The 22,065-nt window shown below is 70.4% G+C and carries 21 protein-coding genes; 9 read left to right on the top strand and 12 right to left on the bottom strand.

Annotated features, from left to right (window positions below; all coding sequences use genetic code 11):
• Positions 1 to 10: 10 nt before the first annotated feature.
• A complete protein-coding gene (gene ppnP / locus IFU30_RS15890) occupies positions 11 to 307 on the top strand; it encodes a pyrimidine/purine nucleoside phosphorylase (protein WP_064296149.1) in 297 nt (98 codons plus the stop codon).
• A gap of 105 nt (positions 308 to 412) precedes the next feature.
• Here the strand turns inward: ppnP and IFU30_RS15885 are convergent, their stop codons facing one another.
• The 3 genes from IFU30_RS15885 to IFU30_RS15875 form a co-directional block, all read right to left on the bottom strand.
• Positions 413 to 814: a hypothetical protein gene (locus tag IFU30_RS15885; RefSeq protein WP_159875777.1), complete on the bottom strand. Its 402-nt coding sequence runs from the start codon at positions 812 to 814 to the stop codon at positions 413 to 415.
• A gap of 51 nt (positions 815 to 865) precedes the next feature.
• Entirely contained in the window at positions 866 to 1,570 is a 705-nt protein-coding gene (locus IFU30_RS15880; protein ID WP_192005982.1) for an ABC transporter ATP-binding protein, read from the bottom strand.
• 61 nt (positions 1,571 to 1,631) lie between these two features.
• Entirely contained in the window at positions 1,632 to 2,717 is a 1,086-nt protein-coding gene (locus tag IFU30_RS15875) for an FtsX-like permease family protein (protein ID WP_192005980.1), read from the bottom strand.
• Positions 2,718 to 2,893: 176 nt separating this feature from the next.
• Here IFU30_RS15875 and IFU30_RS15870 point away from each other — a divergent pair, with 176 nt between their 5' ends.
• Positions 2,894 to 4,159: a sensor histidine kinase gene (locus IFU30_RS15870; RefSeq protein ID WP_192005978.1), complete on the top strand. Its 1,266-nt coding sequence runs from the start codon at positions 2,894 to 2,896 to the stop codon at positions 4,157 to 4,159.
• Positions 4,152 to 4,808 (top strand): LuxR C-terminal-related transcriptional regulator, encoded by a 657-nt coding sequence (locus IFU30_RS15865; RefSeq protein ID WP_192005976.1) that lies wholly within the window; start codon positions 4,152 to 4,154, stop codon positions 4,806 to 4,808. Before IFU30_RS15870 ends, IFU30_RS15865 begins: the two co-directional genes overlap by 8 nt.
• A gap of 77 nt (positions 4,809 to 4,885) precedes the next feature.
• On the opposite strand, the gene IFU30_RS15860 is transcribed toward IFU30_RS15865, so the two are convergent.
• The 4 genes from IFU30_RS15860 to IFU30_RS15845 form a co-directional block, all read right to left on the bottom strand.
• Positions 4,886 to 6,256, bottom strand: a complete 1,371-nt coding sequence (locus IFU30_RS15860; RefSeq protein WP_192005974.1) for a cryptochrome/photolyase family protein — start codon at positions 6,254 to 6,256, stop codon at positions 4,886 to 4,888.
• Positions 6,257 to 6,690: 434 nt separating this feature from the next.
• Positions 6,691 to 7,251 carry a methylated-DNA--[protein]-cysteine S-methyltransferase gene (locus IFU30_RS15855; protein ID WP_192005972.1) on the bottom strand — a complete coding sequence of 187 codons (561 nt, stop codon included), beginning with the start codon at positions 7,249 to 7,251 and terminating at the stop codon, positions 6,691 to 6,693.
• Positions 7,248 to 8,750, bottom strand: coding sequence for an AlkA N-terminal domain-containing protein (locus IFU30_RS15850; protein WP_249404841.1), 1,503 nt, complete (start codon positions 8,748 to 8,750; stop codon positions 7,248 to 7,250). Before IFU30_RS15850 ends, IFU30_RS15855 begins: the two co-directional genes overlap by 4 nt.
• Positions 8,751 to 8,839: 89 nt before the next feature.
• A complete protein-coding gene (locus tag IFU30_RS15845) occupies positions 8,840 to 9,271 on the bottom strand; it encodes a MarR family winged helix-turn-helix transcriptional regulator (RefSeq protein WP_079706622.1) in 432 nt (143 codons plus the stop codon).
• Between the two features lie 399 nt (positions 9,272 to 9,670).
• On the opposite strand from IFU30_RS15845, the gene IFU30_RS15840 reads away from it, so the two are divergent.
• Positions 9,671 to 13,339 carry an SdrD B-like domain-containing protein gene (locus IFU30_RS15840; protein WP_192005970.1) on the top strand — a complete coding sequence of 1,223 codons (3,669 nt, stop codon included), beginning with the start codon at positions 9,671 to 9,673 and terminating at the stop codon, positions 13,337 to 13,339.
• Between the two features lie 61 nt (positions 13,340 to 13,400).
• Here IFU30_RS15840 and IFU30_RS15835 read toward each other — a convergent pair whose 3' ends face one another.
• Genes IFU30_RS15835 through IFU30_RS15825 form a run of 3 tightly spaced genes read right to left on the bottom strand, consistent with a single transcriptional unit; the run spans position 13,401 to position 14,951 of the window.
• A complete protein-coding gene (locus IFU30_RS15835; RefSeq protein WP_192005968.1) occupies positions 13,401 to 13,769 on the bottom strand; it encodes a hypothetical protein in 369 nt (122 codons plus the stop codon).
• Entirely contained in the window at positions 13,762 to 14,379 is a 618-nt protein-coding gene (locus IFU30_RS15830; protein ID WP_192005966.1) for an Asp23/Gls24 family envelope stress response protein, read from the bottom strand. The genes IFU30_RS15835 and IFU30_RS15830 overlap by 8 nt, the downstream gene beginning before the upstream one ends.
• Positions 14,376 to 14,951 carry an RNA polymerase sigma factor gene (locus IFU30_RS15825; RefSeq protein WP_236555260.1) on the bottom strand — a complete coding sequence of 192 codons (576 nt, stop codon included), beginning with the start codon at positions 14,949 to 14,951 and terminating at the stop codon, positions 14,376 to 14,378. Before IFU30_RS15825 ends, IFU30_RS15830 begins: the two co-directional genes overlap by 4 nt.
• Positions 14,952 to 15,126: 175 nt before the next feature.
• On the opposite strand from IFU30_RS15825, the gene IFU30_RS15820 reads away from it, so the two are divergent.
• Positions 15,127 to 16,401, top strand: a complete 1,275-nt coding sequence (locus IFU30_RS15820; RefSeq protein ID WP_192005963.1) for an AI-2E family transporter — start codon at positions 15,127 to 15,129, stop codon at positions 16,399 to 16,401.
• On the top strand, positions 16,401 to 17,408 hold the full coding sequence (locus IFU30_RS15815; protein WP_137243979.1) for a DMT family transporter: 1,008 nt from the start codon (positions 16,401 to 16,403) through the stop codon (positions 17,406 to 17,408). Before IFU30_RS15820 ends, IFU30_RS15815 begins: the two co-directional genes overlap by 1 nt.
• A gap of 81 nt (positions 17,409 to 17,489) precedes the next feature.
• On the opposite strand, the gene IFU30_RS15810 is transcribed toward IFU30_RS15815, so the two are convergent.
• Together IFU30_RS15810 and upp are read right to left on the bottom strand one after the other, a co-directional pair.
• Positions 17,490 to 18,197 (bottom strand): winged helix-turn-helix domain-containing protein, encoded by a 708-nt coding sequence (locus tag IFU30_RS15810; protein ID WP_079706629.1) that lies wholly within the window; start codon positions 18,195 to 18,197, stop codon positions 17,490 to 17,492.
• A gap of 502 nt (positions 18,198 to 18,699) precedes the next feature.
• Positions 18,700 to 19,332, bottom strand: coding sequence for a uracil phosphoribosyltransferase (upp, locus tag IFU30_RS15805; RefSeq protein ID WP_079706630.1), 633 nt, complete (start codon positions 19,330 to 19,332; stop codon positions 18,700 to 18,702).
• Between the two features lie 51 nt (positions 19,333 to 19,383).
• On the opposite strand from upp, the gene tadA reads away from it, so the two are divergent.
• The 3 genes from tadA (at position 19,384) to proC (ending at position 22,050) form a co-directional block, all read left to right on the top strand.
• A complete protein-coding gene (gene tadA / locus IFU30_RS15800; RefSeq protein WP_249404840.1) occupies positions 19,384 to 19,860 on the top strand; it encodes a tRNA adenosine(34) deaminase TadA in 477 nt (158 codons plus the stop codon).
• A 111-nt stretch (positions 19,861 to 19,971) separates the two neighbouring features.
• Entirely contained in the window at positions 19,972 to 21,159 is a 1,188-nt protein-coding gene (locus IFU30_RS15795; protein WP_192005959.1) for a MarP family serine protease, read from the top strand.
• Between the two features lie 48 nt (positions 21,160 to 21,207).
• Positions 21,208 to 22,050, top strand: a complete 843-nt coding sequence (proC, locus tag IFU30_RS15790; RefSeq protein ID WP_192005957.1) for a pyrroline-5-carboxylate reductase — start codon at positions 21,208 to 21,210, stop codon at positions 22,048 to 22,050.
• The last annotated feature ends 15 nt before the right edge of the window (positions 22,051 to 22,065 follow it).

Below are 22,065 nucleotides of genomic sequence, written 5' to 3'. Positions count from 1 at the left end.
GAGGCCCCTGATGCTGACGAGCAACGAGTACTTCGACGGCAACGTGAAGTCGATCGGCTTCACCACGAACGAGCCCGGTGCGGAGTCGGCCAGCGTCGGAGTGATGGAGCCGGGGGAGTACACCTTCACCACGGGCAAGGCCGAGGAGATGTCGGTGATCTCCGGCAAGCTCCGCGTGCTGCTGCCGAACACGAGTGCCTGGCAGGACTTCGGGCCCGACGCGCAGTTCAGTGTCCCGGGGAGCAGCAGCTTCCAGGTCGAGGTCGAGGTCACCACCGCGTACCTCTGCCGCTACCTCAACATCTGAACGTTGGTCACTGAGCTTGTCGAAGTGTCGACCGGCTCAGGGACCGGTCGGGGTGCGCCCGTCGACCGGCTCAGGGACCGGTTCGGTTCGTCCGAGCGTCCCGGCTCAGGACCGGTCGACGACCTCGAGTGTGAGGACGACGGTCGAATCGTCTGAGCTGTTCGTCAGCGTCACCGTCGTGCTCCCGACCTCGAGCGGCTGCAGACCGGGGTTGAACGACGCGCCGCCGCGGGATCCGCCCGGTACGTACTCCGCGATCGACGGATCCTCGACCTTCGCGGACCAGACGGTCGGATCGACGGCGACGAGGTCCACCACGTTGTCGAGGCCGACGGTGATGGTGCGGCCGTCCTGATCGACGAGCTGCACGATGACGGGTGCGATCACGCCGGCCTCGCTCGCGGAGCTCTGACCGGAGGGCGAGTCCGCGCCGCCGGTGCAGGCACTCGTGCCGAGCACGGCGCCGACGATCGCGATCACGGTCAGCCCACGGGTCGCACGGCGCATGGCGGTCCTCTCTCGACGTGACCTCACCCTACCGCCGGGCGACGGTGGACCTCAGGACCGCAGGGCCAGCGCGTCGGCGGCGGCGCTGAGCCGACCGTCCTCCATGACGAGCACCTGGTCCATGCGGTCGAGGTGGCTCCGATCGTGGGTGACCAGCAGCGTCGCGGCGCCAGAGGTCGCGGTGAGTTCGAGGATGAGCTCGATGATCGCGGACCCGCGCTCGTGGTCGAGCGCACTGGTCGGCTCATCCACGACGAGGGCGTCGGGCTCGTTCATGAGGGCGCGCGCGATGTTGACCCGCTGCCGCTGACCGCCGGAGAGCTGATGCGGCCGCTTGCCCGCCTGGTCGGCGAGCCCGACGGCGGCGAGCAGCATCGCGGCCCGCCCGCGGATGCGCGTCCGGTCGGCCCGCGACGCGCGGCCGCCGAGCGTCCCGAGGACGCACAACTGCTCGAGGGCCGTGAGCGACGGCAGCAGGTTGGCCTGCTGGAACACGATGCCGAGCCTCGTGCGGCGGAAGTCGGTGGCCGCACGGCGGTCGAGGGAGGTGACGTCGACCCCAGCCACTTCCACGAGGCCGCTGTCAGGCCGGATCAGGCCGGCCGCGACGGCGAGCACGCTCGACTTCCCGGAGCCCGAGGGCCCGGTGAGCGCGGTGACGGTTCCGGCCGGGACGGCGAGGGTCGCGCGGTCGACGGCGGTGACGCGGTGGTCGCCGTCGGGGAAGGTGAGGGTGACGTCGGTGAGCGAGATCATGCGGTGACTCCGATGGTGACGAGGGTAGGTGCGAGGAAGGACGCAGGGAGGGTGGGCGCGTTCACCGGTTGCCGCCGAGCGCGGTCAACGGGTCGGCCGAGAGGATGGACCGCAGGGCGAACGCCGCGCCGATCAGGCCGAGGGCGATCATGATCATCCCGGGCACGAGCGTCGTCAGTGGGCTGAGCACGAAGGGCAGCGCCGTGCCAGCCGCGGAACCGAGTGCGGCGGTGGTGCCGATGCCGAGCCCGACGCCGAGGACGAGGAGGACGAGCGCCTGGCCGAGCGCATCCAGCGAGAGCCGACGGGTCGTCGCGCCCAACGCTTTGAGGATCGCGACGTCGCCCGCGCGCTGCATGGTCCACACCGTGAAGAAGGCTCCGATGACGAGCGCGGAGATCCCGAACAGCATGGCGACCATGAGGAGGAGCGATCCGATCTCGGAGCGGAACGATCCGATCGCGAGCAGGGACGACAGGACGTCCTTCGATACCGTGCCGGTGGCCTGCTCCGCTCCCGTCACCGCATCGGCGCTCGGGTTCCCGGTGATGGCGAGCGCGGTCGCTCCGTCGCCGGGGGACCCTTGCGCGGCCTGTATCGACCGCCACTCCGACAGGCTCGTCCAGACGACCGGCGTGTGGCTGTACCACTGGTCGTCGACGACCGAACCGACCGCGAGTTCGCTGCCACCGATCGAGACGGTGTCGCCTCGGGAGACGTGGAGGGCTTCCGCGGCCGTCCGACTCAGGCTGGCGGTCCCGTCGGCGGGCACCTCGGCGGCGCGACCCGGGACGGCGTCACCGCTGATCCCGAACAGTGCCACGGAGGTGCGCGCATCGTCCGTGGTCATCCGCGTCTGGCTGATGCCGAGCTCCTGGACACCGTCCACCCCGGGGACCGCAGCCCACGTGGTGGCCGCGTCCGCGTCGATCGCGGAGTCGGCGAACGTCGCCTGCTCGCCGTCGGCCGGGGCCGCGAGGACGATGCTCGACGCACCCAGTCCGGTGATCGCCGAGATGTTCTGGTTCGCCAGCCCTGCGGTGAGGCCGCTGAGGAATCCGACGAGCAGGGTGATGAGGGCGACGACCGCCCCGATCAGCACGAAGCGACCGGTGGCGAAGCGCATGTCGCGCCAGGCGACGAACATGGGGACTCCTTGTCAGCCGCCCGACGGCGTCTCCGTGGTGCGGCAGGATTCCAGCCTCGTCGCGTCGCCGACTCCGGGCATCGTCGGACGGGACGGTCCTCCGGCGCGGTCAGGTGGAGGCGACGTTCCACCTTTCTGATGATTCGCGAGGACGATCCCCGCCGTACGCTGGGCGGATGAAGCACTCGGCACTCAGCCCCGTGTTCACCGGCCTGCAGCTCGGCCTCCACGGCCTCGTCACGGCACTCATCGTGCTCGTGATCGCGCGATCCGTCTCGGTCGGTGGCCAAGCGGCCCTCGCGGCGATCGTCCTCGCGGTCGTCATGCTGCTCACCTACGCCGCTGGCGCGATCCTCGGCGGTCGGGTCCGCCGTGCGGTGGCCGTCAGCGGCACCACCGATCGCGACGCTGCTCCCGTCGGCGTGCGTCGAGGCCGGGTGTCCGTCCTCGTCTGGCTGGTGCTGCTCAGCGTCGAGTGGGTGGTCCTCGTGCTCCTCAGCCCGGATGCCGCCTACCTGGTCTTCCCGTTGTTCTTCCTCTATCTGCACCTCCTCCCCAGGGCCGTCGCGGTGCCCGCCGTCGTGACCGCCACCATCGCCGCGGTCGTGGCGATCGGTCTGCACGCCGGCTTCAGCGTCGGGGGAGTCGTCGGCCCGCTCGTCGGTGCGGCCGTGGCCGTCGCGATCGGACTCGGCTACGAGGCGCTGGCCCGGGAGGCGGCCGAGCGGGAGCGACTCATCGCCGAGCTCGTCGCAGCACGCGAGGAACTCGCCGAGCGCGGTCGGCAGGCGGGCAAGCTGGCCGAGCGCGAGCGCCTCGCCGCCGACCTCCACGACACGGTCGCCCAGGCCCTGTCGAGCATCCAACTGCTCCTGCACGCGGCCGAGCGCTCCGCCGTCGAGCAGCCCGGCACCGAGCAGCTGCGTTCGCACATCGGTCTGGCGCGGGACGCCGCGGCGACGGCCCTCGCCGAGACGCGCAGCCTCATCGACGAGCTGAGCCCGCCGGCGTTGGTCGGCGCGACGATCGCGGACGCGCTCGGTCGGCTCGCCGAGACGACGACCGCCGAAAGCGGCACGCCGGTCTCCACGACGGTCACCGGCGATGCATTCGTCCTCGGCACGCCGGTGACGACCGCGCTCCTCAGGGCCGCGCAGAGCAGTCTCGCGAACGTCGTCCGGCATGCCGGGGCGAGCCGGGCGGACGTCACCCTCACCTACCTCGACGAGGAGGTCATCCTCGACATCGACGACGACGGGGTGGGGTTCGATGCGGCGAGCGTCGCCGAGCGCACTGCGGGCGGTTCGTTCGGCATGATGTCCATGCGCCGTCGCATCACCGAACTGGGTGGCGAGGTCGAGGTGCGCAGCGCGCCGGGCGCCGGCACGACCATCACCGTGCGGTTCGCAGCACCAGGAGTGGAGGGGGACGTCCATGCGTGACGATGCGACGGATGCCGGGGAGCCGCCGGTCATCCGGGTCGTGGTGGCGGACGACCACCCGATCGTCCGAGCCGGGCTCCTCGCGGTGCTCGCGCCGATCGCCGACATCGAGGTGGTCGGGACCGCGTCGACCGCAGCCGAGGCCGTCGCCGCCGCACCCGGCGCCGACCTCGTCCTCATGGACCTGAGCTTCGGCGACGGTCCGACGGGGATCGATGCGACGAGGGAGGTCGCGTCGCTGCCGGGCGGTCCGTCGGTCCTCGTGCTGACGAACTACGACTCCGACGCCGACATCCTCGGCGCGATCGAAGCCGGAGCCGCGGGGTATCTGTTGAAGGACGCCGGCCCGGAGGACCTCATCGACGGCATCCGCTCGGCGGCCGGCGGGAACTCGGTGCTCGGGCCGGCCGTGGCGACCCGGCTGGTCGCTCGGGTGAGCGCACCGCAACAGGCGCTGAGCGCGCGCGAGATCGAGGTACTCGCGCGGGCGGCCGAGGGGCTCACCAACCTGGAGATCGCCGGGCGACTGCACGTCGGGGAGACGACCGTGAAGTCGCATCTCGCCCACATCTACACGAAGCTCGACGTGTCGAACCGCTCGGCGGCGATCGCCGCGGCCCAGCGTGCCGGTCTCTTCCGCACCCGGTGAGCGCCCTTCGACAGGCTCAGGGACCGGTTCACCCGGTCACTGAGCCTGTCGAAGTGTCGAAGAACGACGGCCCGGAGCTACGCCCCCTTGACCTGCTCGTACGCCGCGAGCGCAGCCTGTCTCGTCTCGCCGAGGTCGACGATCGGCTCGGGGTAGTCGGGCGTGCCGAACTCGGGCACCCACCGCTTGATGTACGCGTCGTCGGCGTCGAAGCGTTCGCGCTGCCGTTCCGGGTTGAAGATCCGGAAGTAGGGCGAGGCGTCGAAGCCGCTGCCGGCCACCCACTGCCAGTTGAAGGGGTTGGACGCCGGGTCGGCGTCGACGAGCGTGTCCCAGAACCAGTCCTCGCCGAGCTTCCAGTGGATGAGCAGGTTCTTGGTGAGGAAGGATGCCGTCACCATCCGGATCCGGTTGTGCATGGTGCCCGTCGCCCAGAGCTCCCGCATGCCGGCGTCGACGAGCGGGATCCCGGTCCTCCCGGCGGTCCAGGCGTCGAAGGCGTCCTGGTCGACGTCCGGCCAGGGGAACCGGTCGAAGGCCTGACGCCAGTTGCGCGTCGCGAGGTCGGGGAAGGCGAAGAGGCAATGGTAGGCGAAGTCGCGCCAGCCGAGTTCTTTGAGGAAGGTGGCGCCGTCGTCGCCGAGATGCCGGCGGCCGTCGCGGGCGGCGTGCCAGATCTGCGGCGAGCTGATCTCGCCGAACCGGAGGTGCGGGGAGAGCCCGGAGGTCGACGGCTGGGCCGGGAAGTCTCGGTCCTCCGCGTAGCCCGTGACGCCGTCGTCGAGGAACTCGGCGAGCCGCGCGTCGGCGCCGGCCTCACCGGGCGTCCACTGCTCCCGGATTCCGGCCGCCCAGTCCGGCTTCGTCGGGAGCAGGTTCCAGGAGCCGAGCTCGTCGCCCGAGGGCGGTTCGGCCATGGCGGTCAGTGCGGTCGGCGCGGGGAGGGGGTGTCTCGGCGGGTTCGCCGCGTGCCGCTGCAGCGAGGCCTTCCAGAACGGGGTGAACACCGAATACGGCTGCCCCTGTCCGGTGACGATCTCCCACGGCTCAGCGAGGAGGTTCGCGGCGAAGCTGCGAGCGTCGAGCCCGGCCTCCTTCAGCTCCGACTTGATCCCGGCGTCGATCTCGCGCTCGGCCGCGCCGTAGCGACGGTTCCACAGGACGGCGCCGGCGCCGATCGAGTGGGCGAGTTCGGGCACGATGGTCGCCGCGCTCCCGGACCGCAGGAGGAGCGTGCCGCCGAGACCGCGGATGTCGTCGCCGAGCGCCTCGAGGCTGTGGTGCAACCACCAGCGGGACGCGCCGCCGAGCGGTCGCAGCGCTTCGCTGTCGTCGAGGACGAACAGGCAGAGGATCGGCGCGTCGAGCTCGACCGCTGCGTGCAGCGCGGGGTTGTCGGCCAGGCGGAGGTCGTCGCGGAACCATACGATCGTCGGGGCAGCAGCCATCCCGTCAGCCTACGCGGACGATCCGTCTGCTCCGCAGGGTTGACCGGACCCGCCCGTTCCGGTCATCGTGCCGTCCCGGTCACTGAGCCATCCTCCGGTCACTGAGCCATCCTCCGGTCACTGAGCCATCCTCCGGTCACTGAGCCATCCTCCGGTCACTGAGCTTGTCGAAGTGCCCACGGGGAGGCGCCGCCCTTCGACAGGCTCAGGGTCCGTGGATGGGTGCCCGCGTGCTCCGGTGTCTCCTCTTCCGGTCACTGTGCCATCTTCCGGTCACTGTGCCACCTCCCGGTCACTGTGCCATCCTCGGTCACTGAGCTTGTCGAAGTGCCCACGGGGAAGCCCCGCCCTTCGACAGGCTCAGGGACCGTGGATGGTTGCTCAGGGACCGTGGATGGGTGCTCAGGGACCGTGTTCCCCGTTCCCGTGCCCACTCAGCTCAGCGCGGCCTCGCGGTCGAGCAACGACCGCTTGACGTCGAGTCCCCACGCGAACCCACCGAGCGTCCCGTCGGTCCGGAGGACACGGTGGCACGGGACGAACAGGGCGGGCGCGTTCGTCGCGCAGGCGCTCGCCGCAGCGCGGACCGCCGACGGCCGACCGCTCGCCGCGGCGAACTCCGTGTACGTCACCGGGTGACCTGCGGCGATCGTCCGCAGCACCGTCCAGGCGTGCGTGCGGAACGGGCCACCGAACTGGGCGACCGGTACGAGGTCGATCGCCGCCAGGTCGCCGTCGTAGTACGCCCGGACGGCGTCCATCGCCGCGATCGTCCCCGCCATCGTGTCGCGGGGGCGGTCGGCTGGCCGGATCCGTTCCAGCATGACGCCGATGTCGTCGGACCACCCTGAGGAGAGCACCGCTCCGTCCTCCCGTGCGAGGATCGTGAAGGGGCCGTCCGGAGTGTCGACGGTCTGGCTGGTCGCGGTGAGCTGCGCGACGGACGCCCGGCCGTCACCGCGGCGGGCGCTCGTGCTGGAGATGATGGTGGTCATGCTGCTGGACCTTTCTCGAGGGCTGAGGGTGCGGCGGACGGCGCCGGTGTGGAGGCCGCCTTCCACAGGTGGAGGCAGAGGTAGGAGCGCCACGGGGCGAAGGCGTCCGCTTCCGCAGTGAGGGTGCGGGCGTCGGACGGCAAGCCGAGTCGGCCCGCACCCGTGCGGACGGCGACGTCGCCGGGCAGGAAGGCGTCGGGGTTGCCGAGCACCCGCATGCTGACGTAGTCGGCCGTCCAGGGGCCGATCCCCTTCATGGCGAGCAGGCGCGTCCGGAGCTCGTCGCGGTCGTCGCCGAAGCCGATCATGAGTTCACCGGACACGAGTGCCCGCGCGACGCCGAGCAAGCTGTCGATTCGCGCTCGGGGCCCGACGAGAGCGGCCTCCCCGCCGTTCGCGATCTGCGTCGCCGTCGGGAAGAGCCGGTGCAGCCCGTGTCGTTCGGGGACCGTCGTGCTCACCTCGTCCGCGAGACGACGGAGCTGGGTGCGCGCCGCGGCCACGGTGATCTGCTGGCCGACCATCGCCCGGACCAGCATCTCCTCCGGATCGACCGCCCCGGGGAGTCGGATGCCGGGTGTGGCCGCGACCGAGGCGGCGAGACGCGGGTCCGTCGCGAGGACGGCGTCGGCCGACGTCGGGTCGGCGTCGAGGTCGAAGAGCCGACGGACCCGCGAGACGAGCACCGGCAGGTCGGCGAGGTCCGTCACCTCGGCGGTGAGTCGGAGGTCGTCGCCGAGCTGTCGCACCTCGAACCACGCCGTGCCGCCGGGGAGGGCGAGGAGCCGGGCGTAGTGGTCGGGCCCCGCGAGCTCGACGCCGTCCACCGCCCGTGGCGCGAGCCAGGCGAAGACGCCCGCCGCGTCGAACGGGCGGCGGAACGGCAGGGACAGGGTGATCGAGCCGGAGGCGTGTTCGCCGACCGTCCGGTGTTTCGCGCGCAGCTCACCGGGGGTGAGCTCGAACACCTCCCGCATCGTGTCGTTGAACTGCCGGATGCTCGAGAACCCGGCGGCGAAGGCGATGTCACCGAAGGGGAGGTCGGTGCCGGTCAGCAGCTGTCGAGCACCCTGCGCACGGTGGGCCCGCGCCAGGGCGAGTGGACCCGCGCCCAGCTCGGCGCTGAGGATCCGCGTCAGATGCCGGCTCGAGTACCCGAGGCGCGAGGCGAGCCCGGGGACGCCCTCCCGTTCGACGACGCCGTCGGCGATGAGGCGCATGCTGCGCGCGGCGACGTCGTTGCCGAGGTTCCAGGCGGGCGTGCCCGGGACCGCTTCAGGCAGGCACCGCTTGCATGCGCGGAAACCGGCCTCGTGCGCCGCGGCGCTCGTCGCGTAGAAGGTGACGTTCTCCGGCTTCGGGGTTCGAGCCGGGCAGGACGGCCGGCAGTAGATCCCCGTGGAGCTCACGGCCGTGATGAACTGCCCGTCGAAGCGCTGGTCGCGGGCTTGGATCGCGCGGTAGCGTTCGGCGAAGTCCATGCTCCGGGTGTCGTCCATGATCCGAGTCTGACATGCGCCACCGGGTCTGACGAGCGGAAATCGGACACGACGGTGGGGGCCGTGCGCGCCGGATCAGTCGGCGCGGCTCACGCTCCGCGGAGCTTGTCGCTGAGCGCCGCGAGGGTCGCCATCTCTTGTGGGTTGAGCGAGGTGGTCACGCGTTCGGCGATCGTCGCACCGTGGGCGATGGCGACCGCGCGGTAGACGTCGTAGCCCGCGTCGGTCATGCGGACGAGGGTGCCGCGGCCGTCGTCGGGGTCGGGGCACTTCCCGACCAGTCCGCGCGCGACGAGTCGATCGACCAGGCGACTGATGCTCGGCTGGGAGAGCAGCACGCTCGAGTTGAGGTCGCGCAGACGGATGCGACGATCGGGCTCCCGCGACATCGTGTGCAGGACGTCGTACTCGTTGAGCGAGATGCCGTGGCTCGGGAAGTCGTGCGAGATGTGGCGCATCACGTCGACCTGCGCGCGGAACAGTGACTCCCACGCGGCGATCGCGAGTCGCCTCTCGTCCATACCCGCTCCCGCTGCCGTCCGACGATCCACCACCTGAATCTATCCTGCACGGCCGTCGAGCGGTGCGTCGAGGTGGGGTGGTTGCGCTCCGTATCGTCTCCGGACATGACGAGAGCCGGTCGCAGAGGCTACGACCGGCTCTCTTTCCCTTGCACCAAGAGTGTCCTGCAATCACATTCCGTCAGCTGCCACAGCAAAACAACTAACGTTCCAAAACCATATAACGGATCGGTAACGAGCGGTAGTTATCAGAACGTTATTTTTACTGGGAGTTGTCCGAGTGCGCTACGCCGGCGGAGCGCGAGCGCATGGAGGCCGATGGTGCCACTTCCCCACGTGTGTTTATTATGTTACGATCTGAAATACCACCCGACCACACGTTACCGAGACGAGACCCCCATGTCCACACCGCACCGGCCCCGACGCCGGATCGTCACCGCCCACGCGGGCGCCATCGTCGCGCTCGCCGCGCTGCTGACCGGCACGGTCGCTTCGCCCGCGACAGCGGCCGGCACCCCGGCAACGGCACCGACGGACCCCGCGCCCGTCGAGGAGCCCACCGACGACAGTCCGGTCGACACGGACGAGCCCTCCTCGGGCAGCGACCCCGACGACACGTCGCCGACGACCCCGCCGAGTGAGCCCACCGCCACCCCCGACGCCGAGGCCCCGAACGCCGACCTCGCGCTGCAGATCGCGCTCGCCAGCGTCGCCACCGGCACCGCCCCGTTCGACGTGGACGACGCCCCCGGCCACGACAGCAGCGCGACGAACGATGTCGTCCGCACGCACGACACGGTCACCTACCGCGTCGAGGTCCAGCTCGACGGAGCCGCAGCCGGCGACCTCGTGACCGTTCGCCAGACCCTCCCCGACGGCCTGCGCTGGCCGATCGTCACCGCGCTCCCCGCCTACTGCGGAGCCGGGTCGACCGTCAGCGACGACCGACGCGTCCTCGAGTGCGCCATCGGCGGCGTCCTGCCGAACTCCGTCACCACCTACGACCTCATCGCCACGGCAGACAGCATGCCGAACGGTTCCGTGCTCACCTCCCCGGCGGGAGCGCTCAGTGCGGCCGCGAACGACGTGGCCTCCGGCGCCCTCGCCGAGGATGCGACGGAGGTTCCCGCGACGACCGCGAGCAGCGGTCCGCGAGTGAACCTCGGTGTGCGGACGGCAACGATCGTCAGCGCCGTGACCCAGGACGATGTGCCCGGGTTCCGCATCCACTACGACGCCTACCTCGACCTCGCCGGGTACAACGCCGCGGGTGGACTCGGTGCACGCGGGCAGTCGAATGTGGTCGATGACGTCACCTTCGTGATCGACCTCGATGATGTCAGCCCGAACGCCAGACTCTCGAACCAGACGGCTTGTGCGGCGGGCGCCGGTGAAGCGCGCGTCTTCCCGGGCGCCAGAGGCGGCGGCGAGAACGCCGTGACCGACTCCGGCGCCTGGACGTGTCGCGTCGACCCGGACGACCCGCGTCGGATCCACGTGACCATCTCCGGCGCGGACCTCAGCGCCGCCCACATCCCCACCAAGACCGCGAACGGCGCAGCCATCCCGCTCCGCGGCTACCTCGCGCTCGGCCGCTTCGGCGTGTTCGTGCCTCGAGACGATGTGCCCGCGAACGGCTCGATCACCACCCGCCTCCTGGTCCGCGACCTCCTGGCGACGGGCCGAGACGCCGATGGACAGCAGATCGCAAACGCGGACGAGCCGCTCGACGACAACCGGACGAGCGCGAGTCTCCTCCGCCGTCCCGACGGAGGCCATGGCACACGCTACATCGACGACACCAATGCGCTCATCCCGGTCCCCGGGCAGTTCCTGCCGGGCACGGGCGACGGCGTCGTCGTACCCGGACAGCAGTACCGTGCCCTCTCGATGTTCAACAACCGAGGCGGCACGGAGTTCACCGGACAGGTGTTCTGCCAGGCCTTCGACACGAAGACGCAGCATGCAGCCGTCGGACCCGACGGCGTTCCCGCTCGAGGGCACGCCTCGACGCCGCTGATCATCGAGTACGGCACACGATCGACCGTCGACGTGGCCGCTGACGACGCCACCCGGTGGCGTCAGATGACCGACACCACGTGCGGTGACGCCGACGACGACTGGACCACCGACCCCTCGTCGATCGCGGTGGAGGACATCACCAAGATCCGCTATCGCAGCGCGTCCGGCGTCATCCCGATCGGTGCCTCGCTCATGGCATCGCTCACACTCGTGATGAACGACGGTGTCCCCGCCGGCACCTTCCTCGCTGAGAGCTACTCGCTGTACAGCCCGGAGCAATACCCCGACGACGTCGACTACAGCACGTGGTACGCGAAGGACGGCTGGTTCCACAACAAGTACGACGCAGCGAAGGACGACAACGCGAACTACCCTCGCGGCGACCGGCTCATCGCCGCCAACGCCGTGATCGGCATCGGGAAGCGGGCGATCGAACCGGCCGTGGAACCCGGTTCGCCGGCCCAACTGCTCGCGGGTGACCGCGTCCGCTTCGAGGTCACGCCGCAGATCACGAGTGTGCCCGGCCAGGGGAACGCCGCACGCGACGTCGTCGTCGTCGACCGATTGCCCGCCGGGCTCGTCTACGACCCGACGGAGGTGTCACACGTGCCCGACTCGGTCGAACTCGCCGAGGACGGCACCACCCTCCTCACCTGGAGGCTCGGGCAGGTCGAGCGCGGCGCCGAGCCCGTCATCCGGTACTGGGCGACGTCGGATGCGACGCTCATCGGCGACCTGGTCAATCAGGTGGTCGTCGCGAGCCCGGACGACCCGGGTTCGCTCGAGGAGGTCCCCGAGGACGCCACGACGCAGGACGCGCACCACGGGCGCCAGACCGTGTCGCTCCGTGCGCCCGGTGGGCTCCGCGTGCAGAAGAGCGTCGAACAGCGCGTCATCGAGTCCGGCGACCGGATCGACTACCGCCTCGCCTACGCCAACATGAACGCCACTGGTGCTCAGCAGGACGTCGCCCTGGTGGACGTGCTCCCGTTCGCCGGCGACAACCGTGGATCATCCGCGGCCGGCGTCCTGGCCGACGAGATCGAGGCCGCCGACGGCGACCGGGTGCTCTACACCGCCGCCGACCCGGCCGCAGTGCAGGCCGCGTCCGCCATCGACGGCACGGACACCTCCCGGGAGCTTCCGGACGGGTTCGACTGGTGCACCTCCGACGACTTCGGTGCGGAGGCGTGTCCCGAATCGCTCGCCGACGTCACCGCGTTCCGCGTGGAGGTCGCCGAACTCGACGCCCTCGAACGTCACGAGATCGCCGTCGAGCTCACGACGGACGGCGCGGTGTCCGGTGCGGAGTACCGGAACGACGCCACGGTGCGCTCGGCGTCGCAGACCCTCGGAGCCCGGTCGCCGCTCGTGGCGACGACCGTCGTCTCCACGTCGATCGGCGAGCGCCTCTGGTGGGACCGTGACGGTGACGGACTCGACGACGACGGTGCCGACGGACAGCCCGGCGACGGCGTGGCCGGTGTGCCACTCCGGCTGGACGGCGTCGACAAGCACGGTGCCACCGTCTCCGAGGAGACCGAGACGGACGCCGACGGCCGATACCGATTCAGCGGGCTCGTGTCGGGTGCGTACACCATCAGTGTCGACCTGCCTGAGGGCGCGGAGATCACCGGCTTCCGCGTCGGTGACGACGGCCTCGTCAACTCGGCGCTCGATCCGCAGTCGTCCACCATGGAGGACATCGTCGTGGTCGACCCGTCGCCGACCGGCGCGGACGCGGTCGACCTCACCTGGAACGGCGGCATCGTCGAGGTGGAGCTGCCCGTGAGCCCGCCGGTGACCGATCCCGAGGAACCGACGGACCCGTCCGTCCCCTCGGAGCCGACGCCGACGCCGTCCGGGACGCCGCAGGCGACCCCGGAACGTCTGTCCGGTACGCAGGGTCCGCTGGCCACGACCGGCGTGCTCTGGCTCGACCAGGCGATGATCGCCGCGATGCTCCTGCTCGTGATCGGCGGGGCGGCACTCCTCGTCGTGCGTGCGCGTCGCGCCCGCAGTGGCGCCGAGGAGTCGAGCGGCTGAGTCGAGGAGCCACCGCACATCGAGCGCGCACGATCCCGGATCGGGACCGTGCGCGCTCGTGTCAGTCCTGGGAGCCGCTCGGGACGACGTCGATCACGCGGACGGTGATGGACGGTGCACCCTCGTCGGTGGACGAGGGGAGCCGCTCCGCGATGGCGCGATGGACCGCCTGCGCGACGGCAGGGGAGGCTGCCTCAGCTGCCACGGAGATGTTGGCGTGGACGGTCAGGACGCCTCGGACGCGCTTGACGCTCACCCGTGCCTGCTGGTCGGGCGAGCCGAGCAGTGCGCCGACACCCTCCTTCGCGGCTCGGAGCAGTGTGGGCTCGACGGCGGTCAACCCGTCGACGCCCGGTATCGTCAGGATCACGTCGTCGAGCGAACTCGCGAGCGTTCCGAGGTCGTCGTCCGTCTCCGTCAGGTCATGCATCGTCCCCCACCTCTCCGATCTCATCGGCCTCGAAGTGCAGGTCGTCGACGACGATGTCGAGACCTGCCACGACGAGGTCCGTGTGTTGCCGGAGGCTGGCGGCGACCTCCTCGCGGAACAACGCAACCGTGTCGGCGACTGACTTCCCCCAACCGATGCTCACGGTGACGTGGAGCATGATCGGTTCACCGACCACGGTGACGTCGCCCTCGAGCACGCAGCGCCCCACGAGCACGCCCGGGGTGCGGTCGCCGGCACCGCGGACCAGCCCGCGGACCGTGCCCTCCGTGATGACGAGCGCAGCGGCGTCGTCGGACGCGGCGAACGGGATGTCGCGTCCGGCCTTCGCCTCACGGCCGATGTTCTCCATGATCCCTCGGATCCAGTCCTGGTCGAGTGCGGTGACCGCCGCCTCGTCCGCCTCCCGCAATGGCGTGGCGAGCGAGCGGACCCGTCGCAGGGACCGGAGGATCCGCTGGCATTCGGGCGAGTCGTCGATCGACGGGTCGGCCGGCAGCATGTCGCGTTCGAGGTAGTCCGTGAGGGCGTCGATGCCGTGCGCGCAACCGCCTGGCCCGCCCGGTCCGGAGCCCGGAATCTCGGTGTTCATCGCCACCCCTCCATGTCCTTGACCAGTGTCGCCCGAGCCCGTGCGAGACTCCCTCGGACGCTGGCGACGCTTTGCCCCAGCTGTTCAGCGATCTCCTCGTACGAGTATCCGCCGATCTCGCGGAGCACCCAAGCCTGGTGCTGTCCGTGCGGCAGTCTGTCGAGTGCTGCTGACAGTGCTCCCAGCTGCGACGACGCTTCGGCTCGCCGTTCGGGACCGTCGCGCTCCGGGGCCTCGATGATGGCGTCGTCGGTCGATTCGGTGTCCTTCCGCTGACGCATGAGGTCGATCGCCCGGCGGCTGACGATGCGCATCAGCCAGCTCTTCACCATCGCGCCGTCCTCGAGCGTGTCGATCCGCTTCCAGGCCGAGATGAGCGCCTCCTGGACGACGTCGTCGCCGTCCGCCGAGGAACGCGTGAGTCGCACGGCGTACGCCTTCATCATCCGGCCGTAGCGCGTGATGAGCACCTGGAACGCCCGGGTGTCGCCGTCGACGCACCGTTCGACGAGGGTCCGGTCGGTCGCCTGCTCGAGGAGGCCACCCGACGTGCGCACTGGATCGACACCCACCGCCTGCCGCCTCTCTGTGCCGGCCGAGACAACTTCCGGCGGTTTCGTCACACCCGACCGTGACATCTGCGAGCCGGGCTCCGTCTCACTACTGTAGGCACAGAGCGGCGATCCATGTGAACGCCCCAGCACCACGATCGCACCACGATCGCATCACCACCGAGGAGACCGCACGATGAAGACCCCCAAACTCCGGTTGCCCGGGTTCTCCTCCACCCCGGAGGAGCGCGAGGCCAGGCGCGTCAAGCACCAGGAGGCCAAGCAGGAGCGCGCGGCGAAGGCCGCAGCCTCCTCGCCACCGTCGGCCGCCGTGGTCGCGGCCCTCCAGCCCTCGGCTCCGAGCGTGCGCATCAACGCGTTCCGCATCGGCCTCGTCGGGGGTATCGGCGTGCTCGTCGCGCTCGTGATCGGCAGCATCGTCACCCAGCTCAGCACCACCCTGATCTACGTCGGCGTCGCACTGTTCATCGCGCTCGGCCTGGACCCGCTCGTCTCCTGGCTCGAGCAGAAGCTGCCGCGCGGCCTCGCCATCGCCGTCGTCTTCCTCGCCGTGATCGGCGCGTTCGTCGGCATCATCTTCGCCATCGTGCCGCTGCTCGTGACGCAGATCTCGAACTTCGTGAGCGATTACCCCCGGATCTCGCAGCAGTTCCTGAACAGCGACTTCGTCGCATGGGTGCAGAACACGATCGGGAACACCCTCGACATCGACTCGGCGCTCAACGACGCGTTCTCCTTCCTCAAGGACCCCAACAACCTGTTGAACATCGGTGGCGGCATCGTCGCGGTCGGTGCGGGCGTCGCATCGGGCATCACCGGCTCGATCATCGTCCTCATCCTGACCCTGTACTTCCTCGCGTCGCTGCGCTCGATGAAGGCCGTCACGTACCGCTTCCTCCCCGCCTACCGCCGCGAGGGCTTCGCGCAGGTGCTCGAGGAGATCACGCAGGCCGTCGGACGATACGTCGTCGGGCAGGTCGGGCTCGCGCTGGTCAACGGTGTGCTGAGCTTCATCTTCCTCAGCATCATCGGAGCGCCCTTCCCGCCGCTGCTCGCCCTGCTGGCGTTCATCGGGTCGATGATCCCACTCGTCGGAACGCTGAGCGCCTCGATCGTGAACAGCGCGCTCTGCCTCTTCGTCTCGCCGGTCACCGCGCTCATCGCGATCATCTACTACCTGATCTACATGCAGATCGAGGCGTACGTCCTGAGCCCGCGCATCATGAACAAGGCGGTCGCCGTCCCCGGCGCCCTCGTCGTCATCGCGGCCTTCGGTGGCGGTGCCCTCGGCGGCATCCTCGGCGCCCTCGTCGCGATCCCGGTCGCCGCATCGATCATCATCATCGTGCAGAAGGTCGTCTTCCCGAGCCAGGACTCCAAGGTGGTACCGGAGAACAAACTCGGTGACGCCGAGACGGCGGCCGTCGGCACGAGCGCGGCGGCGAAGTGATGGCGGCCACGTCGTTCCCGGTCCTCGCGGCCGGCGCCCTGCTGCTGTCGGGTACCGCGGGCGTCGTCGCGCAGTCCGCCCGGGCAGCGGTCGACCTCGACATCCCGACGATCAGCGTGACGCCGTACCAGGCGATCGGCATCCCGATCGCCCTCGTCGGCGCCTTCTTCCTGGCGGTGGGGACCCAGCTCCAGTCCCGGGGCGTCGGGAAGGTCGAGGCGGCCTCGTCGGCGTTCGGGCTGAAGCAGCTCCCGCAGCTGCTCGGTCGCCCGTCCTGGCTCATCGGCACTCTGCTGCTCGGCCTGGCCATCGTCTTCCAGCTCGTCGCGCTGGCCTTCGCACCGCTCATCGTCGTGCAGCCGCTCGGGGCGATCGCCCTCGTGATCACGGCACTGTTGAACGCCAGGGTCACCCGGGTCAAGATCACCAAGGAGCAGACCCGCGCGATGGTGCTGTGCGTCGCCGGCATCGGCCTCTTCGTAATCGTCGCCGCGCTCTACGCGGTGGAGGAGCCGATCCGTCAGCCGCAGCTCATCATCATCCTGATCATGCTCGCGGTCGTGACTCTGGCGCTCGCCGGCGCGTACGCGCTGTGGCGCCGGAAGCTGCACACGGTGTTCTACGTGGTCGCGGCAGGCGTCCTGTACGGGTTCGTCGTGACCCTCGCGAAGGTCGTCATCAACCGGGTCATCACGCAGAACTTCGAGGGTCTCACCGTCGTCGGCATCATCGCGTTGCTCGTCGCCGCCGGGGTGGGCGGGTTCTTCGTCCAGAAGGCCCACCAGAGCGGACAGCCAGATCTGGTGGTCGCGGGCCTCACCGTCGTCGACCCACTCGTCGCCGTCGGCATCGGCATCGTCGTGCTCGGTGAGGCGGCCAGCGCGCCGTGGTTCGCGCTCGTGCTCTTCGTCGTCGCCGGCGCGATCGCCGTCTTCGGCGTGTGGAAGCTCGCGATGCGCCCGGTCCCGGCACCGGGCGAGAAGCCGAAGAAACCGCGCGTCATCTGACGCAGGACGTCCGACGGGCCCGGCGAGTGGAACACCCGCTCACCGGGCCCGTCGTCTCGTCGGTGGGGCCGCCGAACCGGCTTAGAACAGGTCGGGCGACGGGGTGCTGGCGTAGCGGATGGAGACGTCCGCGTGGCGGTCGAAGCGGTAGCCGACACCGCGCACGGTGCGGACGATGTCCTCGTAGCGGCCGAGCTTGGCGCGCAGGCGACGCACGTGGACGTCGATGGTCCGCTCGTTCGGGACCTCTTCGTCGTCGCCGGCGCGCCACAGCGATGAGATGAGCTCGGCGCGCTCGATCGTGCGTCCCTCGCGGAGGACGAGGTACTGGAGGAGCTCGAACTCCTTGTACGTGAGCGGCGCAGCTTCGTTGTCGAGGACGAGGCGCTTCCGGGAGATGTCGACGACGACACCGGCGTGCGCGCGGTCCTGCTCCTCCTCGTCGACCTCGTCGCGGTGGGCCGCGAGTGCCGAGGGGTCCTGGAGGGCGAGCCGGACGACGTCGAGGTCGCGTCCGCCGGCACCGCGAGGGGCAAGGGCGACGGCCGCGTGCGTCTCGGCCTCCGGAGCGAACTGGGCCGTCAGGGCCTTGATGGCCTCGACGATCTCACCGAGGCTCGTGCCGGCCGCCGCCGCCTTCGCCTCGTCGAGACCGACGTAGAGGACGAAGCCTCGGGCTTCAGGGCCGGCTGGAACGGCGCGGACGTGCGGGGTCGCGGCCCGAGGCGCATCCTCGACGGCGGTGAGCTGGCGGGTGGGGCGGGTGGTCTGAACGGCTGCAAGAGACATGAGTGCGAGGTCCTCGGGAGTGATGATGCTACGACGGATCGTGCGCGGTGCGCTCGGGGTGATCCCGCCTGCCGGTGGGCAGTTGCGGTCCCGCGATCCGGGAAGTGGCGCGTCGGCCGGGTACGGACGGGGTACGTCCGGGAGTCGGCTCACCTGGTGGGGGAGCGGCGGACTCGGAGGTGCTGGGAGCAGTGGAGCGGATCCGTGTGGATCGCTACCGGTGCTGGAGGAGTCGGATCAGCGACACATTCGACAGCACATGACAGCGCGGCCGGGCATCATCATGCCGGCGTTCCCAGGGGCCTCGAAGGAGGTCGGGGTGGGCGCGTTGGTCGTCATAGTCCGCAATACAACAGGAATCCCCCGGATCCTGTCAAGTGCGAGCGGAAGATGACGTTCTGTTACTCGGGGATTGTCAGCTGGCGGCACGACTGAGATGAGGCGGATCGTCGTCCATCGCGGGGATGGACGACGATCCGCCTCATGTCGGCGGGAGCAGGGGTCAGACGACGCCGTAGAGGCGGTCGCCGGCGTCGCCGAGCCCGGGGACGATGTACCCGTTCTCGTCGAGCTTCTCGTCGAGGGCGCCCAGGACGATGGTGACGTCCTTGCCGGCCGTCTCGGCCTCGAGGCGCTCGAGACCCTCGGGGGCGGCGAGCAGGCAGATGGCGGTGACGTGCATCGCGCCACGCTTGAAGAGGAAGTCGATGGCCGCCGCGAGCGAGCCACCGGTCGCGAGCATCGGGTCGAGCACGAAGCACTGGCGGTCGGACAGGTCGTCGGGGAGACGCTCCGCGTACGTGGTGGGTTCGAGGGTCTCCTCGTTGCGCACCATGCCGAGGAAGCCGACCTCGGCGGTGGGGAGCAGCTTCACCATGCCCTCGAGCATGCCGAGGCCGGCCCGCAGGATCGGGACCACGAGCGGACGCGGCTCGCTGATCTTGACGCCGACCGTCTCGGTGACGGGCGTCTGGATCGTGATCTCCTCGACCGTGACGCCGCGCGTCGCCTCGTAGGCGAGCAGCGTGACGAGCTCCTCGGTGAGGGCACGGAACACCGGTGACGGTGTCGTCTTGTCGCGGAGCACCGTGAGCTTGTGGGTGATGAGGGGGTGGTCGGCTACGTGCACTCGCATACGATCAATCTAGTCGCTCGCGCGGCGACCAGGATTTCGGGGAGATGACGGATGCACGCACCGGCCGAGTTCGCCGTGTGGATGGACCTCGCCATCGCCGAGGCCGAGGCGGCACTGGCCAGTGACGACGTCCCGGTGGGCGCGGTGCTCGTCGCCCCGGACGGCACGGTGGTCTCCGTCGGACGCAACGAGCGCGAGCTGCACACCGATCCGACCGCCCACGCCGAGGTGGTCGCCATCCGCGCCGCAGCGGCCGCGCTGGCCGACTGGCACCTCACGGAGCTGACGCTCGTCGTCACGCTCGAACCCTGCGTCATGTGCGCCGGCGCGATCCTCGCCGCCCGGATCCCGCGGGTCGTCTTCGGGGCCTGGGACGAGAAGGCCGGTGCGGTCGGTTCCGTCTACGACGTCCTGCGTGACCGGCGCCTGCAGCACCGTGTCGAGGTCTATGCGGGGGTAGAGGCCGAGCGCTGCTCGGCGCTCCTCACCGACTTCTTCCGGGGCGCGGGCGGCGTCGGAGCCCCCTGAGGGCGCACACGGCCCCGGAGGTCGCCGCGCCTCGACAGACTCGATGACCGGATGCGGCTGCTCCCAGCACTTCCGGAGCCCGTTGTCGGCGGGTGATGGCAGGATCGCAGGATGCAACCCGGCGTGATCCTCGACATCATCCTCGTCGTCGTCCTGATCGGCTTCCTGATCCGCGGGTGGCGTGCGGGGCTCCTCGGGAGCCTCGGCGGGCTCGTCGGGCTGGCGGCCGGTGGGGTCGGCGCCTTCTTCGCGATCCCGCTCGTCGCCTCGTGGGTGCCGAACGCGGCGTGGCGTGGCTGGGCGGCGGTCGCGGCGGCGGTGGTCGTCCTCGCCATCGGCTACACGATCGGTGCGTTCATCGGTGGGGCCATCGGCTCCGTCGTCCGCAAGACCCCCCTGCGCGGTCTGGAACGCCTGCTCGGTGCCGCCCTCAACCTCGTCGTCACCGCGCTCGTCCTCGTGACCGCGGCACTCGGTGTCGGATCCCTCGGCATCCCGCTGCTCGCCCAGGCGGTCGGGTCGTCCGCGGTGATCGGCACGATCGACCGCGTCACGCCCGTGCAGGTGAAGAGCACGCTCGCGCAGCTCCGCTCCACGGTGGTCGACGGTGGGGCCCAACGCGTCATCGAGGCCTTCGGTGGAACCGCGGACGTGCCCGCCGCCCCGCAGCTCGACACCTCGACGCCGGCGCTGCAGACGGCCTCCGCGTCCGTGGTGCGCATCAGTGGCACCGCCGAGTCCTGCTCGCGGAGCCTCACCGGAAGCGGCTTCGTCTTCGCCGACGACCTGGTCATGACGAACGCGCACGTCCTCGCCGGCGTGACGAACCCGGTCGTCGAGGTCCCGGGGGCCATGCCCAGGGAAGGACGGATCGTCTACTTCGACCCGGTCGACGACCTCGCCGTCATCCGCGTCGACGACCTCGGCACCCGATCGCTGCCGCTCGCACCGAATCCGGCGCCCGGTTCGAACGCCGTCGTCGCCGGGTATCCGTTCGGTGGCCCGTACACGGCCGGTGGCGCGCAGGTCATCGTGGTGGGGCCGAGCCTCGTCGCCGACATCAGCGGGAACAACCCGACGAGCCGTCAGGTCGTGACGCTGTCCGGGACGGTGCAGCCGGGCAACTCCGGTGGCCCGCTCCTCACCGAGTCCGGTGAGGTTGCGGGCGTGATCTTCGCCCGCGACGCGAACTCCGCGCCGGTCGGGTACGCGCTCGCGATGGACGAGGTCCTGCCCGTCGTCGCGCTCGCCGGGTCACTGCAGTCCGCGGTCCCGTCGGGCGCCTGCCTCGCCGACTGACCCGGCCGGGCACGTGCCGCCGAGCATGCAGGTGCTTAGACTCGCAGGGTGAGTGAAACGATCAGCCTGCCCAGCATCGCCATCCTCGGCGCCGGTTCGATGGGAGGGGCCGTCCTCCGCGGTCTCGTCCAGCCGGGTGTCGAGGTCGACGGTGGCATCACGGTGACGAACCGGACCATCGCCAAGGCGGAGGCTCTCGCCGAGCTGCCAGGCGTCACCTCGATCGCTCTCGAGCAGGACACCGACGGCAACCGTCGGGCGGCAGCCGCGGCGAAGATCGTCCTGATCGGCGTGAAGCCCTACCTGGTCGCCGACCTCCTCGCCGAGATCGCCGACGCGTTGCAGCCGGGCACGATCGTCGTGAGCCTCGCGGCCGGCATCCGCGGTGCGGCCTTCGAGGCCGCCCTGCCGGAGTCGGTGTCGGTCCTCCGCTCCATGCCGAACACCCCGTCCTACGTCGGGCTCGGCGTCACCGGGCTCGCGCCGGGTACCCGGTCGAGCGCGGACGACCTCGCCGTCGTCACCGCGCTCTTCGAGACCGTCGGCGAAGTGGTCGTCATCCCCGAATCGAAGATCGACGCCCTCAGCGCCATCTCCGGTTCCGGTCCGGCGTACGTCTACTACCTCATCGAGGAACTGACCCGCACGGCGATCGGCCTCGGGTTCACCCCCGAGCAGGCGTCCGTCATGGTCAACGGAACCTTCCGTGGCGCGACGGAACTCCTCGCGACGACGGGGGAGAGCGCCGAGCAGCTGCGGATCAACGTCACGAGCCCCAAGGGGACGACGGAGCAGGCGCTCGCCGTGCTCGCCGAGGCGGGCTTCAGCGAGACGTTCGACCGCGCCGCGGCAGCCGCCATCGCACGCGCCGAGGAGCTGTCGGCGTCCTGACCCGACGGCGCCCCG

Origin of the sequence: Plantibacter sp. CFBP 8798, from assembly GCF_014841195.1 — a bacterium.
GTDB lineage: Bacteria > Actinomycetota > Actinomycetes > Actinomycetales > Microbacteriaceae > Plantibacter > Plantibacter auratus.
The sequence above is the reverse complement of the archived record's forward strand: the minus strand, read 5'-3'. Positions and strand labels throughout refer to the sequence as shown.

Excerpts from the sequence above, each read along its gene's own strand:
- ppnP (WP_064296149.1), top strand. The coding sequence starts at position 11 with ATGCTGACGAGCAACGAGTACTTCGACGGCAACGTGAAGTCGATCGGC.
- IFU30_RS15885 (WP_159875777.1), bottom strand. The coding sequence starts at position 814 with ATGCGCCGTGCGACCCGTGGGCTGACCGTGATCGCGATCGTCGGCGCC.
- IFU30_RS15880 (WP_192005982.1), bottom strand. The coding sequence starts at position 1,570 with ATGATCTCGCTCACCGACGTCACCCTCACCTTCCCCGACGGCGACCAC.
- IFU30_RS15875 (WP_192005980.1), bottom strand. The coding sequence starts at position 2,717 with ATGTTCGTCGCCTGGCGCGACATGCGCTTCGCCACCGGTCGCTTCGTG.
- IFU30_RS15870 (WP_192005978.1), top strand. The coding sequence starts at position 2,894 with ATGAAGCACTCGGCACTCAGCCCCGTGTTCACCGGCCTGCAGCTCGGC.
- IFU30_RS15865 (WP_192005976.1), top strand. The coding sequence starts at position 4,152 with ATGCGTGACGATGCGACGGATGCCGGGGAGCCGCCGGTCATCCGGGTC.
- IFU30_RS15860 (WP_192005974.1), bottom strand. The coding sequence starts at position 6,256 with ATGGCTGCTGCCCCGACGATCGTATGGTTCCGCGACGACCTCCGCCTG.
- IFU30_RS15855 (WP_192005972.1), bottom strand. The coding sequence starts at position 7,251 with ATGACCACCATCATCTCCAGCACGAGCGCCCGCCGCGGTGACGGCCGG.
- IFU30_RS15850 (WP_249404841.1), bottom strand. The coding sequence starts at position 8,750 with ATGGACGACACCCGGAGCATGGACTTCGCCGAACGCTACCGCGCGATC.
- IFU30_RS15845 (WP_079706622.1), bottom strand. The coding sequence starts at position 9,271 with ATGGACGAGAGGCGACTCGCGATCGCCGCGTGGGAGTCACTGTTCCGC.
- IFU30_RS15840 (WP_192005970.1), top strand. The coding sequence starts at position 9,671 with ATGTCCACACCGCACCGGCCCCGACGCCGGATCGTCACCGCCCACGCG.
- IFU30_RS15835 (WP_192005968.1), bottom strand. The coding sequence starts at position 13,769 with ATGCATGACCTGACGGAGACGGACGACGACCTCGGAACGCTCGCGAGT.
- IFU30_RS15830 (WP_192005966.1), bottom strand. The coding sequence starts at position 14,379 with ATGAACACCGAGATTCCGGGCTCCGGACCGGGCGGGCCAGGCGGTTGC.
- IFU30_RS15820 (WP_192005963.1), top strand. The coding sequence starts at position 15,127 with ATGAAGACCCCCAAACTCCGGTTGCCCGGGTTCTCCTCCACCCCGGAG.
- IFU30_RS15815 (WP_137243979.1), top strand. The coding sequence starts at position 16,401 with ATGGCGGCCACGTCGTTCCCGGTCCTCGCGGCCGGCGCCCTGCTGCTG.
- IFU30_RS15810 (WP_079706629.1), bottom strand. The coding sequence starts at position 18,197 with ATGTCTCTTGCAGCCGTTCAGACCACCCGCCCCACCCGCCAGCTCACC.
- upp (WP_079706630.1), bottom strand. The coding sequence starts at position 19,332 with ATGCGAGTGCACGTAGCCGACCACCCCCTCATCACCCACAAGCTCACG.
- tadA (WP_249404840.1), top strand. The coding sequence starts at position 19,384 with ATGCACGCACCGGCCGAGTTCGCCGTGTGGATGGACCTCGCCATCGCC.
- IFU30_RS15795 (WP_192005959.1), top strand. The coding sequence starts at position 19,972 with ATGCAACCCGGCGTGATCCTCGACATCATCCTCGTCGTCGTCCTGATC.